Here is a 17946-nt window from a genome sequence, read left to right as displayed (position 1 = left end):
GAGAATTAGTTATTAATGAGGTGCTTAACTTGGTGCTGGTTTCTGCGCGAAACTTCCTTAAGGCAGCTTAGCAGCCGTCATCGAAACCGCTTTCAACAGTTCTTCCACGGCATGATCGGGCGTGAGATTTTCGGCTTCGGCGTTGAAATTCAGCAACACGCGGTGGCGCAGCACCGGCGCGGCCAGCGTCCGAATGTCATCCATGGTGGCGGCAAACCGGCCTTGCAACAAGGCTCGCGCTTTGGCGCACAAAATCAGGGCTTGCCCAGCGCGCGGACCCGCGCCCCAGCGGCCGTATTCCTGAATAAATTTCACGGTGCTGGTCGCGGGGCGGGTCGCGCGCACGAGTCGGTTTACAAAATCGAGTAGGTCGGGGCTCAGGCTCACTTGGCGCACCAGCTGCTGCAACTGCCGAATGTCTTCGCCCCCAAGCACCGGCCGCACTTCAGCCCGGGCCGAGCCCGTGGTGTCATTCAGTACGGCAAGTTCTTCTTGCTCAGAAGGATAGCCGATGCGAATGTACAGCAGAAAGCGGTCGAGCTGGGCCTCGGGCAGCGGGTACGTGCCCGACTGCTCAATGGGGTTCTGGGTAGCCAGCAGGAAAAACGGCTTGGGCAGCGCATGCTCCTGGCCCGCGTACGTGACGTGACCTTCCTGCATGGCTTCCAGCAAAGCAGCCTGCGTTTTGGGCGGCGTCCGGTTGATTTCGTCCGCCAAAACCAAGCTGGCGAAAATCGGTCCTTCGTTGAATTTGAACGAGCGGTGCCCCGTGCCATGGTCTTCTTCCAACACTTCCGTACCCAGAATATCGGTCGGCATGAGGTCGGGAGTGAACTGGATGCGGCGAAAGGGTAAATCAGTTGCAGAGGCTAAGGTTCTGACTAGCAATGTTTTGGCTAACCCTGGCACGCCTTCCAGCAGCGCATGGCCACCTGCCAGCAAGGCTACCAGTACCTCGTCGAGCACTTGCTGTTGGCCGACGATAACTTTGCCGATTTCCTCGCGCAGCGGCGGAAGCTTTTGAAGCAGATTCTTGACGTCTAGTTCGGTCATGCAGTTTGTTTGGTCATGCGGTAGAAGCGCCTTGTCGGCGCCCGTCGTGGTTTGATTGTGGGCTATGATAACGCGAGTTGTATCCGCGGTAGGAGCCTCTTGCAGGCGTTCTACATCGTTCAGGCTGTCAGGGCATACATCAGAATATTGACGCCGAATTTGGTATTGTCTTCGGCCAGAAAGCGCTTGTTGCGGAAGTCATAGTCCCATTCGCAGCCGTAATCTTTGTTGGAGTACAGCACGCCGAGGCGACCGTTGATCTCCACGCCTTTCAGGTAGTCGTGCACCAGGTCATCGCCCCAGCCGTTGAGCTCGAAGCTGGTGGGCGGCGGGCCGTCTTTGAAGGTGAAAAAGGAGCGGTAAATCGGGTGGGTCTTCGGAATTTTCTTCAGGGCACCTGCCCCGAAGCATTGCCGCATCTGCTCCTCGAAGGAGCGCGCAAACAGACCGTCGATGTCGTGGTTGCAATCGTCGACGAACACGAAGCCGCCGTTGCGGACGTATTGCGTGAAGTTGGTTTTTTCCTGGCTGCTGAACTGCACCAACCGGTGCCCCGAGAGGTAACAGAACGGGTAGTTGAACAGCTCGGCGCTGTCGAGGGCTACTACTTTTTCCTTCTGATTGACGGGTACAGTGGTGTACTGAATCAGCGAATGCAGCAAGTTGGTGGGCATTCGCTCGTCCACGCCATCCCAGTCGCCGGAGCGGTATTGAAGGCGAACGAAGGTAAACGGTGAGGGCATGCAGCGCGGCTAAGACAGGGCAAGGACGAAAACTAACAGATAAGGTGGCATCCTCAGCACAAATCCGCGAAAAAAATACACGATTCCGGATTTAAGAATAGGGGTAAGGCCGGCGTTAGGTATCTGAGGAATAGAAAGTCGGCCTGCTTTTTGGCTATACCCTTTTATTACCCAACTCTTTCATCCCCAAATCCTACGCTATGAAACGCATCCTGTTGCTGTTGCTGTCCTTGGTATTGGTAAGCAGCGCGCATGCCCAGTTCGGCATCAAAGGCGGCCTTAATATGGCCGTGCTCGACGGCTCTAATGTGAATGCCTCCACTCACTACATGACCTCTTACCACGCCGGCCTGCTCTACGAGTTTAAGGTGGTGGGGCCGGTTTCCATCCAGCCAGAACTGCTGTACTCGTCTCAGGGCACCAGCTTTAAGTCGGAGTTCGAAAATTTCGATGCCAAGCTGCACTACTTCTCCGTGCCTGTGCTGGCGAAAGTGTACATCGGGCCGGTGTTTGTAGAAGCCGGTCCGCAAGTCGGATTTCTGCTGGATGCCGACAAAAACGGAACCCAGCAAACCGGCGAAGGGACGTTTGAAAACATCAAGCGCCGCGCCACCAACGACTTCAAGCGCGGCGACTTCGGCGTGGCGGCTGGCGCCGGTTTGCGGCTCTCGTTGTTTACCGTGGGCGCTCGCTTCAACGCGGGCCTCAACGACATCAACGACCTGCGCAACCTCAGCGGCCTCAACGACCCGCAGCTCAAAAACCGGGTGTTCCAGCTGTACGGCTCCATCCAGCTCGGAGGCCGCGATTGAGGACAAAGAGCGTATATTCATAACTGTCTAATTATTAATTAGTTATGAATATACGCTCTTTGCTTTATTAGGGTCACATTCTTATGTGATTGACAGCAAACAGATTTATGCCGCCCTTTGCAGAGAACAATCCCTACAACCTCTGCTATGAAACGCTCCCTTTCTTTTCTGTTTGCTTTGCTTCTGGCGGGCAGCGTCCAAGCCCAGTTCGGCATCAAAGCCGGCCTTAATATGGCCGTGCTCGACGGCAGTAACATCAATGCCGATACCAAATACAAAACGCAGTACCACGCCGGCGCCTTTTACGAATACAAAATAGCCGGACCGCTTTCTCTCCAACCCGAATTGCTGTACTCGGTGCAAGGCACAGAGCGCAAAAGCGACGTGGAAGATTACGACACCAAGCTCCAATACCTCAACCTGCCCATTTTGGTCAAGCTCACGGCCGGGCCCGTGTTCGTCGAGGCCGGACCGCAGTTTGGGTTGTTGATGACGGCCAAAGAGGCTGGTACGCTGCTCCTTACGCCGCCCACGCCTACTTCGCCGGCGCAATATGGCAAGGTAAGCAAGCAGGTAGACGACCAGTACAAGAAAGGTGATTTCAGCCTGTGCGCCGGGCTCGGCGTGAAGGTAAGCAGCCTGCTGATCGGGGCCCGCTTCAACGCCGGCCTCAACGACATCAACGATGCCAAGTCAGTAGCCGGGGTCAACGACCCGAAACTGAAAAACCGCGTGTTTCAGGCTTACCTCGGCTACCAGATTGGCGGGCACAATTAATAACTAGTGCGCCTTTAGGCTATCCTGCTGAGCGCCGCCGAAACGGTAAAGATGCTTCGGCGGCGTTCAGCAGGATAGCCTTTGGTTGTTATGAAAAGTATTTGATTATCAAATACTTATACAGCGTCTGAAAGACTGGTGAAAGTGAAGTCGCGGATCTTGAGCGGGGGCACCAGGTTGCCGCCCAAGCGCACGGGCTTGCCAATGGCTTCGATATTATTGAGCATAATGACCGGGCTTTCGTTGAAGCGGAAGTTCTTGACTGGGTGCTTGATCTTGCCGTTTTCAATATAGAAGGTCCCGTCGCGGGTCAGGCCCGTTACCAATAGCGTCTGTGGGTCTACATCGCGGATGTACCATAGGCGCGTGACCAAAATGCCTTTGGCCGTGCTCTTGATCAGGTCCTGCGTGCTTTGCGTGCCGCCGGTCATGATAAAGTTGCTGGGGAAAGCTGTGGCTTGGGCGTTGCTTTTCTGGGCCCAAAAGCGCGAATAGTAAAGGTTCTTCATCACGCCCTTCTCGATCCAGTTCATGCGCTTCACCGGCAGGCCGTCGCCGTCGAAGATGTTGCCTGGTGCTTCTGGGTTCAGCGGGTCGGAGTAGATCGTGACGCGCTCATCGAACAGCTTCTGACCCAGCTTGTTGCCACCGCCTTTCTTGCTCAAAAACGAGCGGCCTTCGTCGGCTTCGCGGGCATCAAGAGCGTACATCAGGCGGTTGAGCAGCCCTTCGTCGGAGACCAGCGCGGCCGGCTCCAAGATTACGGTGTACTTGCCCGGTTCCATGGCCTTCGCATTCACCGAACCCGCCGCCTTATCGGCCGCGATCTGCGTTAAAGCCTTGGCGTTAAACTTGCTGGAATCTGTAAAATCGGCCACGGCATAGCCCGAACCCGTGCCGTCGACCGTGCGCACCGTCACCGAAAAATCGAGCCGCGTGGACTGCTGGTACGCCTCAAGCCCTTTGCTATTGCGCATGGCTTGGAAGTTGGAGCCGTCTTCGAGGTAGCCTGCCGCCGTCAGCTTGCGGGCCTGGCACAGCGCAATGCTGTCGGCTGCCGCTTGGGCGCGAAAATCGGGTGAAATACTGGCCGTGCTGGCTACCGCACTGACCGGCGTGAGGTATTGCTGCGGCCCCAGCAAAGGCATGTATTCGGGATCTTCGGGCGCGAGCTTGGCGATCTCTTCGGCGCGTTGCACGCAGCGACGTAAGGTAGCGTCGTCGAACTGATTGCAAGTGGCTGTTCCTGAACGCTTTCCAAATCGAGATTCCACGGCCAGCGACACGTTATCAGTCGTGCCAGAAGTGCTCACATTGTTGCGAGCGTAGCGCACATTGCCGTTGGTGCGTCCATTCAGGTAGACCGTACATTCGTCGGCGGTGCTAAAGCTCAAGACTTTCTTAAGGATGGTCTGAGCTTCGTCTTTGGAGAGAATGGCCACGTAGAGAAATGCTTTTGAAGAAAAAGGAGGGATGTTTGGTTTAGCCGATTTTGCGGGCCGTGTTGATCACGTTCACGCCGTTGAAGCGCGTCGTGGCCGAGCCGTGGCTCACGGCCGAGCTTTGCGAAGGCTGGCCTTTGCCGTCGTTGAAGAAACCCGCAAACCGGTAGTCCGATTCGTCGCATACGGCCGCGCAGGAATTCCAGAACTCTTGCGTATTGGCTTGATAGGCAACGTCTTCCAGCATCTCTGTGATTTTGCCTTTCTCAATGGCATAAAACACCTGGCCGCCAAACTGGAAGTTGTAGCGCTGCTGGTCGATGGAAAAAGAGCCGTTGCCGGCGATGTAAATGCCTTTGTCCACGCCCTTCACCAATTCGTCCACCGACAGCTTGGCTTTGCCCGGCTGCAAGCTGACGTTGGGCATGCGCTGAAACTGCACGTCCTGCCACGATTGCGCGTAGCAGCAGCCATCCGATTCGTTCTGGCCCACAATGTGCGCTTGGTCGCGGATCTTTTCGTAGTCGACCAGCACGCCCTCTTTGATCAAATCCCAGCGCTTCGTTTTCACGCCTTCGTCGTCGTAGCCCACGGCGCCCAGTGAGCCGGGCTGAAGCTTGTCGGCCACAATGTTCACTTGTTTCGAGCCATACGGGGCTTTTTTTGCCTTCCATTCGAGCGTGGCGAAGGACGTACCGGCGTAGTTGGCCTCGTAGCCCAGCACGCGGTCGAGCTCCAAAGGGTGACCAACACTTTCGTGTATCGTCAGGCCCAAGTGATGCGGGTCGAGCACCAGATCGTACTTGCCAGGCACCACCGATTTGGCCGTGATTTTCTGCTTGGCTTGCTTGGCAGCGGCCGTAATGTCTTCGATGATGTCGTAGCTCTGCTTGTAGCCTACGATGTCGGAGCCCGCCGGACCGCGCACTTTGTCGGCGGCTTTGGGCGTGAGGTACTCGTAGCCCAAGCCCATCGGAGCGCTCAAGGCCTGCCGCGAGCGGAATTTGCCCGACGCCCGGTCCACCACCGTTACGCCGAACGTCGGGAATATGCGGTGAATGTCCTGGTCGATGTACGAGCCGTCGGTCGAGGCAAAGTACTTCTGCTCGTTTACTTGAAACAACACCGAATTGACGAAGCTGGCGCCGTTTTCGAGGGCCTTGGCATTCGCATTTAGCAGTAAATCAACCTTTTGCGCAATCGGCACCTCAAACGCGTTCTGCTGAATTGGCGCCTTCCACGACACCTCACCGTATCCTTTTTGCGGAGCCAGTTTTACTTGTTCCTTCTGCACTTTCGAGTTGGCCTTGGCAATCTGCACGGCCAGCTGGGCGGCCTTGGCAACGCCGGCTTCCGTGACGGTGTTCGTCGCGGCAAAACCCCAAGTGCCGTTGGCAATTACGCGCACCCCGACCCCGTAGCTTTCCGTGCTGGAGATGTTCTGGACCTGCTTTTCGCGGGTAAAGATTCCTTGGTTGAGGTAGCGGCCGATGCGCACGTCGGCGTAGGTGGCGCCCGCCGATTTGGCCGCGTTCAAGGCCGCGTCGGCCAGACGCTTCTTCACCGCGGTGTCGACGCCCTCCAGCAACTGGGAAGGATCAACGGGGTTGCCGGCACCGAAACCGGGCATGCTAGGCAAGAAAAGGGCTCCGGCGGCAAGGCCGGTAAGTCCCACGAAATCACGTCTTTTCAAAATGCAGAAGGTTGGAAGGAGTGAAGGCCAGCTACTAGAATAGCGGATGAAATGGCAAAAGAAAATCTACCAATACTCAAGAGGTAGTCATATCCGCGTCTGTCATGCAGAGCCATAGCGAAGCATCCTTACCGCTTCGTTGTAGCGTTATTCAGCCGAAGCGGTAGAGATGCTTCGCTATGGCTCTGCATGACGTTCTATTGTTTTTTATTGTATAAGTATTTGATTATCAAATACTTATACAGCATCCGAAAGACTGGTGAAGGTGAAGTCGCGGATTTTGAGCGGGGGCACCAAGTTGCCACCCAAGCGCACGGGCTTGCCAATGGCTTCTAGGTTGTTGAGCATGATCACGGGCGACTCGTTGAAGCGGAAGTTCTTGACCGGATATTTGATCTTGCCGTTTTCGATGTAGAACGTACCGTCGCGGGTCAGGCCGGTGAAGAGTAGAGTTTGAGGGTCGACGGCGCGGATGTACCACAGGCGCGTGACCAAAATGCCTTTGGCCGTGCCCTTAATCAAATCCTGCGTGCTTTGCGTGCCGCCTTCCATAATGAACCCACCCGGCCGCGGAATGTCGGCGATGTTGTTTTTCTGGGCCCAGAAGCGCGACGAGTACAGGTTTTTTACCACGCCCTTCTCAATCCAGGTCATCTTCTTTTGCGGGCGACCGTCGCCGGAGAAAGTCAGGTCGGCCAGCTCGGGGTTGGTGGGGTCGGAGTAGATGGTGACGCGCTCGTCGAACATCTTTTCGCCCTTGCGATTGCCGCCGCCTTTCTTGCTCAAAAACGAGCGGCCTTCGTCGGCGTTGCGGGCGTCGAGGGCGTTCATCAAAGCACCCAGCAGCGAAGCATCCGAATTGGAAACCAGCGCGGCCGGCTCCAGAATAACGGTGTATTTGCCTGGTTCAATGGCCTTTGCGCCTACCGAGCCCGTGGCCTTGTCGGCCGCAATCTGGGTCATGCGGGCCGCATCGAACTTGCTGATGTCGGTGAAGTCGGCCGCGGCGTAGCCTGAGCCCGTGCCATCCGGCGTGCGCACCGTGATGGAGAAATCGAGGTTGGTGATCTGCTGATAAGCTTCCAGGCCTTTGTTGTTGCGCTTGGCTACGAAGCCGGCCGAGTCGTTCAGGAACGCGGCGGAAGTCAGCTTTTTGGCGTCGCAGAGCTTCATGCTGGCTGCAACCTGCTGGGCGCGGTAGTCGGGCGTGATGCCGGCCGTGTTGGCCGCAAACGACTTGGGCGACTCCAAGTACTGCTGTGGGCCGAGCAGGGGCATGTACTCCGGGCTTTCGGGCGCGAGCTTGGCGATCTCTTCAGCGCGCTGTACGCAACGGCGCAAAGTAGCGTCGTCGAACTCGTTGCAAGTGGCAATGCCGGAGCGTTTGCCAAACCGCGACTCAACGGCCAGCGATACGTTGTCAACGGCGCCGCTGGTGGAAATAGCATTGCGGGCCGAGCGGACGTTGCCGCCGGTCGTGCCGTTAAGCGTCACCTCGCACTCGTCGGCGGTGCTGAAACTCAGGACTTTCTTAAGGATGGTCTGGGCTTCGTCTTTGGAGAGAATGGCCATGTATGGAAAGGATTTCTAATGAAAATGCGGTGGTAAAACTCCATACCTCGGCTGAGGCGGAGAGGCGTGCTTTAGCCGATTTTGCGGGCCGTGTTGATCACGTTCACGCCATTGAAGCGCGTGGTGCTCGAGCCGTGGCTCACGGCCGACACTTGGGAAGGCTGGCCTTTGCCGTCGAAGAAGGAGCCAAACAGGCGGTAATCCGACTGGTCGCAGATGGCCGCGCAGGAGTTCCAGAACTCTTGCGTATTGGCCTGATAAGCAACGTCTTCCAACATGCCGTCAATCTTGCCCTTGTTGATGGCATAGAACACCGTACCGCCAAACTGGAAGTTATAGCGCTGCTGGTCAATAGAATATGATCCGCGGCCGGCGATGTAGACGCCCTTGTCCACGTTCTTGATCATGTCGTCGACGCTCATCTTCTCCTTGCCGGGCTGCAAGCTCACGTTGGCCATGCGCTGAAACTGCACGTCCTGCCACGATTGCGCGTAGCTACAGCCATCCGAATGGTCTTGCCCGAGGATGCCCGCTTGGTCGCGGGTTTTCTGGTAGTCAACTAGCACGCCGTTCTTAATCAGGTCCCACTGGCCGGTTTTTACACCTTCGTCGTCATAGCCCACGGCACCGAGCGAGCCGGGCTGGAGCTTGTCAGCGACGATGTTTACCAGTTTCGAGCCGTATTGGAAGTTCTTCGATTTCCACTTGTCCAGCGTAGCGAAGGACGTGCCGGCGTAGTTGGCCTCGTAGCCCAGCACGCGGTCGAGCTCGGTGGCGTGGCCCACGCTTTCGTGGATGGTCAGGCCTAAGTGGTTTGGGTCGAGTACCACGTCGTATTTGCCGGGCACCACCGACTTCGCCGTGAGTTTGCTTTTGGCTTGCTGGGCAGCTAGGGCCGCGTCTTCCAGCATGTCGTAGCTCATCTTATAGCCCACCAAACCCGTGCCGGTCGGCCCCGCGATCTTGTCGGCGGCTTTGGGCGTGAGGTACTCATAACCCAAGCCCATGGGCGCACTCAGCGCTTCCCGCGAACGGAATTTGCCCGACGCCCGATCAATGGCTGTCACGCTGAACGTGGGCCAGATGCGGTGAATGTCCTGGTCGATGTACGAGCCATCGGTCGAGGCAAAGTACTTCTGCTCATTGATTTGGAAAAGCGACGAATTGACAAAGCTGGCGCCGTTTTCCAGCGCTTTGGCGTTGGCAGCCAGCAGCAACTCCACTTTCTGCGCAATCGGCACTTCGAAAGCGTTCTGCTGGATCGGCGTTTTCCAGGTTACGTCGCCGTAGCCTTTCTGGGGGGCCAGCTGCACTTTTTCTTTCTGCACTTTCGAATTGGCCTTGGCAATCTGCACGGCCAGTTGGGCGGCCTTGGCCATGCCCGCTTCCGTAACGGTGTTGGTAGCTGCGAAGCCCCAGGTGCCGTTGGCCAGCACCCGCACGCCCGCTCCGTAGCTCTCGCCACTGCCAATATTTTGCACCTGCTTTTCGCGGGTAAAAATGCTTTGGTTGAGGTAGCGGCCGATGCGCACGTCGGCGTAAGTAGCACCTGCCGATTTGGCGGCATTCATGGCGGCGTCGGCTAAGCGCTTTTTGATGGCGGGATCAACCTGCTCCAGCAGCCGCTCCGGATCGACCGGATTGCCACCAAAACCGGGAAAACTGGGCAGGAACAGGGCACCGGCCGCAAAGCCAGTGAGTCCTACAAATTCACGTCTTTTCAAAAGGGTAGAGGTTTGGAGGAATAAACTAGGTTGAAGTTTAGGCAGAAATAGCCGAAAGGACAACCAAGGGACGCAGCTGTTTTCACAAGGCTGCACAATTTTATCCGCCTAACTTCCAGTTTTCACAGGCATCTTCAACTTAGTGTACCAACTCCAGAAGGTCGCGGGCGATGCCTTCCCACGGCTGGTTCAGGTCGAGCGTCACCACCCGCACGGGGTGGCCACCCAGTGTGTAGCGCAAATCCACGGCGCGCGTAGTGGCCGGATACAGCAGCACGCCTTCCAGTTGCTGGCCCGGTCGGTGCGGCTGGTTTTGCAGGTACGCGTAGAGCTGGTAGAGGTGCGGCGAAATAAGCCGCTGCCGGTCGTAGCGCGGGCGCAGGGCCGCCGCGTAGTATTTGGTGTCGAGAATAATCTTACGATCAGACGATTCTAAAGTGGTGTCCGTGAGCATATTAGGCAGAAAGTCCAGGTCTTCGCTGCGCTCGGCGGTGGCCTGCCACGTGATGGTTTCGGAGAGCACTCGGTAGCGGCGCTGCTCGAGGCGGTAGAAGTTGCGCACAAACGCTTCGAACACGTTGGCCATCAGACGCTCGTCGTTGCGGAAGTCCTGAAAGCGCGTGCGCCCTGCGGCATCAGGCTCCGGCAGCGCCCCGCGCTGGATCAGCTCGCATACATTCAGCAGAAACGACTCGGCAGCCGGCAACCGCAAACGCCGCACCGCTCGCAACTGATTGCGCGAAAACGGCGCCGACACCACGCTGCTGGGAAAACGGCCGCGCACCCGCCGCACTTCTTGGCGTTGCGCGCTCGACAAATGCCGCGTACGCCCCAGCACATCCAGCGCTCCGGCCAGCAGTTGGTTGAACGCCGTATTCGGCCCTAGCTCATCGTAGGCGCACACTGCCCGGCCTTGGCGCAACAAATCGCGGGCCAGCGTCGGCGCCAACAATACCCGGCCGCGCAGCTCGGTCAGCTCGGCTTCCTGCTCCTGATATCCCTGCGAAAGGCCTTTGACCAACAGCCGCCGCGTGCCACTAAGTAGCAGATGCGTAAGCAGTTCCAACGGCCGATGAAACGGCGCAGAATCCACGCTTTGCCATTCCGAGCGGTCGGGCACGCGGTTCCACGCATAGCAAAGCAGGTAGTATAAGTTTTGAATTGGGATCATCGAGTCAGAGTACTAATCCAGTTCGCCTCTTTTATTAAGGAGGGTGCCCGCAAGGTGGGGTGGTGAAGTCGTTGGTAGTTATCTTGTTAAACAACTTCCGCAGGCGGGCCAACTACCCTGGCGGCAGCGAAGCTGCCGCGTCCCCTCTTCAGCGGAGGAGGGAAGTTCGGTTTTATGAAAGCAGGCGCTTGATGTGGGCGGTGGCGTGTGCGGGTTGATCGAACCAGTAGTCGCGGAGGAGCGGGGCAATTTCCTGTTCTAAGATCAGCGTGAGCCACTGGTCGGCGGCGGCTGGATCTGTAGGCGGTTGGCAGAAGTAACTGTGGCCGACCTGAAAATCGGGGCCGAGCTCGGGGTCGTTAGCAATGACTTCATTTAGCTCGGCAAGGCGGGCGATCATGCGGTCTACAGTCTTGGTTGGTATGTTATTGTCAATCAAATGCTTATGTAAATGCTCGCCAAACTCTGGCAGCATCGGCACGAAGGCAAAGCGCCGCCGCAAGGCATAATCGAGGGGCGCCAAAGATCGGTCGGCGGTATTCATGGTGCCGATAACGAACAGATTATCAGGAACATAAAAACGCGGGGCCTCGACTGGCGCATAAGGCAGGCGCACGGCGTGGGCCGGGCCGCGCTTGTCGGCCTCCAGCAACAGCAGCAGCTCGCCGAAAATGCGGTTCAGGTGGCCGCGGTTGATCTCGTCGATAAGCAGGAAATACGGCCGTGTGGGGTCGGCGGTGGCCCGGCGGCAGAGATCGGGCAGCACCCCGTCGGTGAGGCGAAACGAGCCGTGCGCATCGGGCCGGAAGCCCTGCACAAAATCTTCGTAGCTGTAGCTGGGGTGAAACTGCACCATTTCTACGCGCTGCGTGTCCTGGCTGCCCAACTCTAGCCACGCCAGCCGCCGCGCCAAAAACGTCTTGCCCGTGCCGGGCGGTCCCTGCAAAATCAGGTTGCGCCGTCGCTCCAGGGCCGCCAGCGTATCCACGAGTTTTTCTTCCGATATAAATAGCTCCTGCAACGCATCGGCCTTGGTATAGGGCTGTGCGGGCAGCTCAGACGTGTAGGCTGCGGTGGGTTCGTGCGCTACGGTGGGCGCTTTTGGGGCCGGCGCAGGTACGTCATCACCCGCCAAGCCCGTGTACAGATTCTGCATGGCGTCCTGCGTAGCCACGTCGCCGTCGAGGGGCGAGTTGGCCAGGGTCGGGCGCTTGGTAGCTACCGTAAAATCAAGATCCTCAAGTACTTGGTTGGTGGGGCTGCCAGCGGGCAACGGCCATTTGGCTTCTACGTCATTAATGGCGAAGCGCCATGCTTGCTGCGCCACGGCGCGCGGCGGATAGCGGCGGCCGCGATACACCAGGTCATAAACCGTGCTGGGCGGAACCGTCAGGGCAGTGCGGTCGAGGTGCCGGATGGCACGCAGCACATGGTCGCGGGTGAGCAGGGTGGGGTCGAAGAGAGCAGGCATGCGTTTAAAAGTAACTGCAAAACGTATGCGGCGCGCAGAAGGCTCCCTTTCAGCGCTTAAGAAGCCAAAAAAGTATCATCCTCGCCGTTGGCCGACCGGCCCAAATCGCCGTACTTCCGTACCTGCTTGTGCTTGTACTTATTCTGTTGCTTAACCTTTTCTGCCGTGCGCACTTTCAACTGGGGAATCATTGGGCTGGGCCGGATCGCCCACAAGTTTGCCGAAAGCCTACAACTCGTGCCCAATGCCCGCTTGTACGGGGTAGCCTCACGGAGCCTGGATAAAGCGCAACAATTTGCTGCTCAATACAATGTAGCGCACGCCGTTGGGAGCTACGAAGAGTTGCTGAAGCTGCCCGACCTGGATGTCGTGTACATTGCTACGCCCCACTCCGAGCACCATGCGCATACGCTGCTCTGCCTGCGCGCTGGCGTGCCGGTGCTGTGCGAAAAAGCCTTCGCCCTGAACACTCGGCAGGTGCAAGAGATGATTGCCACGGCGCGGGAAAAGCAGGTGTTTTTGATGGAAGCGTTGTGGACGCGCTTTTTCCCTTCCACCCATAAAGCGCTGGAAATCATCCAGTCAGGGGCGATAGGGAAAGTAGTGCACATAGCCGCCGATTTTGGCTTTACGGCTCCCTACGATCCGGCGGCGCGCTTGTTTGCGCCGGCGCTGGCCGGCGGTTCGCTCCTGGACATTGGCATTTATCCGCTCCTGATCAGCAAGTTTTTCCTCGGCAACCCAACGGATATCAAAGCTGCAGGGGCGCTCACCGAAACCGGCGTCGACATGAATTGCGCTATGTCGCTGGCGTACGAAAACGGAGCCACCGCCAGCCTGTTTTCCACCCTGGCCGCCACTACCGATACTACTTGCACCGTGTACGGCTCCGAAGGAAAGCTGCTGATGCACAGCCGCTTCCATCATGCCAAGCGGCTCACGTTGGAGCGCCCGGACGAAGCACCTCAGGATTTCTTTTTCGACTTTCCCGGCCACGGCTATCAGTACGAGATCGAGCATGTGCAGCACTGCCTCGAGCAAAACTTGGTGGAAAGCCCGCTTGTGCCTTGGCAGTTTAGTTTGGAGCTAATGCAGCAGCTCGACGAAGTGCGTCGGCAGCTGGGAGTAATTTATCCTGGTGAATAAATAATTGATAATCAGTTACTTATAACAAGGGCTTTTGCAGGCTTTACCCACGCGTTGAATAATTTTTTGCGCTTTTTCTCGATTCCATATGCTTAATTACGAAATGTTCGTAGTATTACGAAAACATCGTAAAGTCATATGGAACGACTGACGCAACCCGAAGAAGAAGCCATGCAGGTGCTCTGGCAGCTGGACGGCGGGTTTACCAAAGACGTGCTAGACCAGCTCCCCGAGCCTAAACCACCCTATACTACGCTGGCTTCCACGATTCGCAACCTGGAGCGGAAGGGCTACCTGAGCAGTGAAAAGCTGGGCAATTCGTATCGGTTTGCGCCGCTTGTGAAGGCCGAAGAATACCGCAAGCGCTTCATGAGCGACTTCGTAGGCGACTACTTCAAGAATTCCTACAAAGAGCTTGTGTCGTTTTTTGCAAAGGAGAAGAAGATCAGCGCCAGCGAGTTGCAGGAAATCATCGACATGATTGAAAACCGCAAACCGGAATAGCCATGCCCGCGCTGTTGCTGTATCTGGTGAAGGCAAACGGGGCTTTGGTTCTGTTTGGTCTGGCTTATTACGTGGTGCTGCGCCGGCTCACTTTTTACACCCTCAACCGGGCTTTTCTGCTGTTTGCGCTGCTTTTTTCGGCAGCGTATCCGCTGCTGGATATCGGGCAGTTGTTTGCGCGGCAGCAGGAGCTGGGCGCTACGCTACAGCTCATCGCGCCGGATTGGCAGGCGCTGGCTGTACCGACGCCAACTGGCTTCGATTATTGGCAACTGCTCGTGAGCGTCTACTGGGTGGGCATGGGCCTAATGGCCGCGCGGCTGCTCGGACAGCTGGCCTCGTTATATAGGCTACACCGGACTTCGCCGCCTGCGCAGGTGCTGGGTATGCGCGTACGCCGCCTTAGCGGCGACTTGAATCCGTTTTCGTTCGGGCAAACCATTTACCTGAATCCTGAGCAGCACCGGCCGGAAGAGCTGCCGATGATTTTGCAGCACGAGCAAGTGCATGTCAGTCAAGGCCATACGCTGGATGTGCTGCTGGCGCAAGCCCAAGTGGTGGCCTTCTGGTTTAACCCTGCGGCGTGGCTGCTGAAGCAAGCCATTCAGGAAAACCTCGAATTCGTTACCGACCGCAAAGTGCTGCAAACCGGCCTCGACAGCCGGGCTTATCAGTATAGTTTGGTGCGGCTTAATGGGCTAGCGCAAAGCTCCTCCTTGGTCAATAATTTCAATTTTCTCACTCTCAAAAACCGTATTGCTATGATTAACAAGAAGCGTTCTTCTGCGGTGCATCTGCTGAGCTATGCGCTACTGCTGCCCTTGGTTGCTGGTTTGGCTATCGCCTGTTCGCAGCCCCAAGTTGAGCCCCGGAAGCCGGATGCCTCGACTACCGTGGTCATCGCCTCCAACCAGAAGGACGCCCGTACGCAGAATCATTTGCCGGACAATCTCTTGTATTTCGTTGACGGCCAAGAGGTTTCGAAAGAAAAACTAACGCAGATGGATCCAGCCCATATCGCAAGCATGAATGTGCTCAAGGGTGAGGCATTTCAGAAGGCGTTCGGCAGCACGGCGGCCGGCGTGGTGAGCGTCATCACCAAGGGCAATGAAAACTCCGAATCGGTGCTGAACTTCAACCAGAAATACGGCATCAGTCTCCAGCCGGCCGCTTCGAAAGCGGGCGCAACGCAGGTCACCATTAAGGGTACCGCGGGCGACCACAGCACGGATGCCAGCCTGGCCAACAGCCTCATCGTGATTGATGGCCAAGAAGCCACAAACGAGGCGCTACGCGCAATCTCCCCCGAGCGCATCGAGTCGGTGAAAGTGTATAAGGGCGAAGCTGCCGAAAAGGAATTTGGCGCCAAAGGCAAAAACGGCGTGATCGTAGTTGCTACGAAAAAGTAAAAATTCTTTAAATAACTATCTGATAGTAAGGTTGTTATAATGTAAATGGTTTGTAAACCTACAAACGCAAGCCCGGCTAAGTCATTTGCCGGGCCTGCGTTTTATTGGGTGTCACGTTTGCAACGCAACTATGTTATCAGCCGTCGCAACTTGTCCGGCTAAAAAACGAGATGCCTGGGTTTGCTTTGAATGTAAAAATTTAACATTCAAACTGTTATGGTATTTTAGAGCGTGCCCATGCCGCATTAGGAAGCTACCACGGTGCGCTGAATGCCCAGTTTTTTCATGCGCGCTTCGAGGGTTTTGGGGTTGATGTCGAGCAGCACGGCGGCGCCGTTGGGGCCACTTACCCGGCCAGCCGTGCGCTGCAACGCCGCCAGAATGTGGTCGCGCTCCTGGTCGCGCAGCGTTTTGATGGGCGCGTAATCGGGCAGTGGAATGGGCGGCGAAGCCTGCGCGGCGGCCGCCGAAAAGCCCGCAAACTCCAGAAACGGCCCCGTCGACACGATCACGGCTTGCTCCAGCACGTGCTCCAGCTCCCGGATGTTGCCCGGCCAGCTGTACTGCTGCATCGCCCGTAGGTCGCGCTCGCGCAGGCCGCGCACGGGCTTGCCCATCTTCTTGGTGAAGCCCTCCAGGAAAAAACGAATGAGCGGCTCAATGTCTTCGGGACGCTCGCGCAGGGCCGGCAGCCGCACCGGAAACACGTTGAGCCGGTAGTATAAATCGGCGCGAAAGCGGCCGGCGGCTACCTCATCTTCCAGCACGCGGTTGGTGGCCGCGATCACGCGGGCGTTGCTGTGAATTACGCGGCGGCCCCCAATGCGTTCAAACTCCTTTTCCTGCAACACGCGCAGCAACTTGGCTTGCAAATCGAGCGGCAACTCGCCCACTTCGTCGAGGAAAATAGTGCCCCCGTCGGCCAACTCAAACTTGCCGATGCGCCGATCCACGGCTCCGGTGAAAGCACCCTTCTCGTGGCCAAAGAGTTCGCTTTCAATGAGCTGGGCGGGTAAGGCGGCGCAATTGAGCTTGATCAGGGCGCGGTCGCGGCGGGGCGAGAGGTTGTGCAAGGCTCTGGCTACCAACTCTTTACCGGTACCCGTTTCGCCGCTAATGAGCACCGTCGTGTCGGTGGGGGCGACCTGCGTGATGCGCGTGAGCACGGGCTGGATGGTCGGGCTTTGGCCGATGAACTCGCCGAAGTTGGCGGTGGTGTTGATCTCGTCGATGAGGTAAGTGCGCTCCTGCTCGAGCTGCGCGCTCAGGCTCTCGATCTGCTCGAAAGCAAACAGGTTCTGCATCGTGAGCGTGATCTGCGGGACTAAGCCCTTAATCAGCTCTAAATCAGTCTCATCGAAGTTGCCTTCCTCCTTGCTGCTCAATGACAGTACTGCCGTTTGGTCTTCCTGCACCCACAGCGGCGCGATGAGCAACGAGCGGGTGTTGCGGTGCTCGGCGATGTAGCGCATCAGGCGATACTTATCCGACAAGCGCCGGAAGCTTTCGTCGCCGTAAATAGCCGGGTGTTGAAACAACTCCATGGCTTCGCCCTCCATCTGCCCGTATTCCGGTACCTCGTTCCAGCGATCGGGGTCGAGGGGCGCAAACGTGCCATCGTCTTGTTTGCCAAACTCAGCGAAGGCCTTGTGCGTGCCGTCGCGGTAGCGGATGCGCACCCCGAAGTAGTCGTAGGGTACCACCCGATTGATTTCCGTGGCTACCGTATGGAAAAGCTGGCCGCGCTCCTTGATGCTAAGCAAGGCGTTATTGACGGCCAATTGAATGCTTTTTTCGCGTTCGCGCTGCGCTACTTCCTCAAAGGCCAGCGTGTTGCTCACGGCCACGGCTACCAAGCTGCCGATCTTGCCCAGCAACGACAGGTCGGCGGGCTCGAAGTGTGGATGACGCCGTGAAGCCAAGCACATCACTCCCAAGGAGGTGCCCGCAATGCGCAGCGGCACCACCGTCATAAAGCGTACGCCCTGCTGAATCAGGTAGTTGAAAGGGCTTTCGCCATTGTACTCTTTTGCAACTTCTTGAAGGTCAAGGGTTTGTATTTTGTTGTCCAGCAAGATGCGTTCGGTGGGCGTGCCGGCAATGGGGTGGCGCAGATTGCGGTTGTTGTGGCGAGAGGGAATCGTGAGATCAGTGAAGTAGTCGCGCAGGAAAAGGCGCTTGTACTGGCCTTCCGTATCGATGGTCACGATGGAAATCACGTCGAACGGGAAGATCAACCGCAGCTTTTCCGTCACGATCCGGAAGAGCCCTTCCTTGTTGCGGGTCGTGGCAATGGCCTCGTTCAAGTATAACAGCAGCGATTCTTCTTGATTAGGCATGCGCAAAAACGATAAGTCGGCGGGGGTATCTAACTCAAAAGGCAACACAAAAACGTAGGTAAAGGGAGCAAATCGCGCCCCTAACACACC

General features: G+C 57.2%; 14 protein-coding genes. 5 read left to right on the top strand and 9 right to left on the bottom strand.

Annotation, left to right across the window (positions count from 1 at the left end; translation table 11 throughout):
* Positions 1 to 57 precede the first annotated feature (57 nt).
* Together FHG12_RS07065 and FHG12_RS07060 are read right to left on the bottom strand one after the other, a co-directional pair.
* Positions 58 to 1053 carry an AAA family ATPase gene (locus FHG12_RS07065; RefSeq protein WP_139515061.1) on the bottom strand — a complete coding sequence of 332 codons (996 nt, stop codon included), beginning with the start codon at positions 1051 to 1053 and terminating at the stop codon, positions 58 to 60.
* Between the two features lie 119 nt (positions 1054 to 1172).
* Positions 1173 to 1796 carry a DUF4159 domain-containing protein gene (locus FHG12_RS07060; protein WP_139515060.1) on the bottom strand — a complete coding sequence of 208 codons (624 nt, stop codon included), beginning with the start codon at positions 1794 to 1796 and terminating at the stop codon, positions 1173 to 1175.
* Between the two features lie 200 nt (positions 1797 to 1996).
* Between FHG12_RS07060 and FHG12_RS07055 the strand changes: the two genes are divergently transcribed.
* A complete protein-coding gene (locus FHG12_RS07055) occupies positions 1997 to 2608 on the top strand; it encodes a porin family protein (RefSeq protein ID WP_139515059.1) in 612 nt (203 codons plus the stop codon).
* A 147-nt stretch (positions 2609 to 2755) separates the two neighbouring features.
* Positions 2756 to 3385, top strand: coding sequence for a porin family protein (locus FHG12_RS07050; protein ID WP_139515058.1), 630 nt, complete (start codon positions 2756 to 2758; stop codon positions 3383 to 3385).
* 116 nt (positions 3386 to 3501) lie between these two features.
* On the opposite strand, the gene FHG12_RS07045 is transcribed toward FHG12_RS07050, so the two are convergent.
* The 6 genes from FHG12_RS07045 to FHG12_RS20995 form a co-directional block, all read right to left on the bottom strand.
* Positions 3502 to 4827, bottom strand: a complete 1326-nt coding sequence (locus FHG12_RS07045) for a TldD/PmbA family protein (protein WP_139515057.1) — start codon at positions 4825 to 4827, stop codon at positions 3502 to 3504.
* A 40-nt stretch (positions 4828 to 4867) separates the two neighbouring features.
* Positions 4868 to 6520 carry a TldD/PmbA family protein gene (locus FHG12_RS07040; protein WP_139515056.1) on the bottom strand — a complete coding sequence of 551 codons (1653 nt, stop codon included), beginning with the start codon at positions 6518 to 6520 and terminating at the stop codon, positions 4868 to 4870.
* A gap of 237 nt (positions 6521 to 6757) precedes the next feature.
* Positions 6758 to 8092, bottom strand: coding sequence for a TldD/PmbA family protein (locus FHG12_RS07035; protein WP_139515055.1), 1335 nt, complete (start codon positions 8090 to 8092; stop codon positions 6758 to 6760).
* Positions 8093 to 8163: 71 nt separating this feature from the next.
* Positions 8164 to 9816 (bottom strand): TldD/PmbA family protein, encoded by a 1653-nt coding sequence (locus FHG12_RS07030; protein WP_139515054.1) that lies wholly within the window; start codon positions 9814 to 9816, stop codon positions 8164 to 8166.
* Between the two features lie 139 nt (positions 9817 to 9955).
* Complete coding sequence (locus FHG12_RS07025) at positions 9956 to 10987, bottom strand: 5-methylcytosine restriction system specificity protein McrC (RefSeq protein ID WP_139515053.1); 1032 nt, start codon at positions 10985 to 10987, stop codon at positions 9956 to 9958.
* A gap of 172 nt (positions 10988 to 11159) precedes the next feature.
* Positions 11160 to 12458: an AAA family ATPase gene (locus tag FHG12_RS20995; protein ID WP_165699322.1), complete on the bottom strand. Its 1299-nt coding sequence runs from the start codon at positions 12456 to 12458 to the stop codon at positions 11160 to 11162.
* Between the two features lie 165 nt (positions 12459 to 12623).
* On the opposite strand from FHG12_RS20995, the gene FHG12_RS07015 reads away from it, so the two are divergent.
* The 3 genes from FHG12_RS07015 (at position 12624) to FHG12_RS07005 (ending at position 15517) form a co-directional block, all read left to right on the top strand.
* Complete coding sequence (locus FHG12_RS07015; RefSeq protein ID WP_139515052.1) at positions 12624 to 13604, top strand: Gfo/Idh/MocA family protein; 981 nt, start codon at positions 12624 to 12626, stop codon at positions 13602 to 13604.
* Positions 13605 to 13742: 138 nt separating this feature from the next.
* A complete protein-coding gene (locus FHG12_RS07010; RefSeq protein ID WP_139515051.1) occupies positions 13743 to 14108 on the top strand; it encodes a BlaI/MecI/CopY family transcriptional regulator in 366 nt (121 codons plus the stop codon).
* Positions 14109 to 14110: 2 nt separating this feature from the next.
* The gene (locus FHG12_RS07005; protein WP_139515050.1) at positions 14111 to 15517 is read left to right on the top strand and encodes a M56 family metallopeptidase; all 1407 of its coding nucleotides are present in this window, start codon (positions 14111 to 14113) and stop codon (positions 15515 to 15517) included.
* Positions 15518 to 15762: 245 nt separating this feature from the next.
* Here the strand turns inward: FHG12_RS07005 and FHG12_RS07000 are convergent, their stop codons facing one another.
* Positions 15763 to 17856 (bottom strand): sigma-54-dependent Fis family transcriptional regulator, encoded by a 2094-nt coding sequence (locus FHG12_RS07000; RefSeq protein ID WP_139515049.1) that lies wholly within the window; start codon positions 17854 to 17856, stop codon positions 15763 to 15765.
* Positions 17857 to 17946: the final 90 nt, after the last annotated feature.

This window comes from Hymenobacter jejuensis, assembly GCF_006337165.1.
GTDB classification, from domain to species: Bacteria; Bacteroidota; Bacteroidia; order Cytophagales; family Hymenobacteraceae; genus Hymenobacter; species Hymenobacter jejuensis.
The sequence above is the reverse complement of the archived record's forward strand: the minus strand, read 5'-3'. Positions and strand labels throughout refer to the sequence as shown.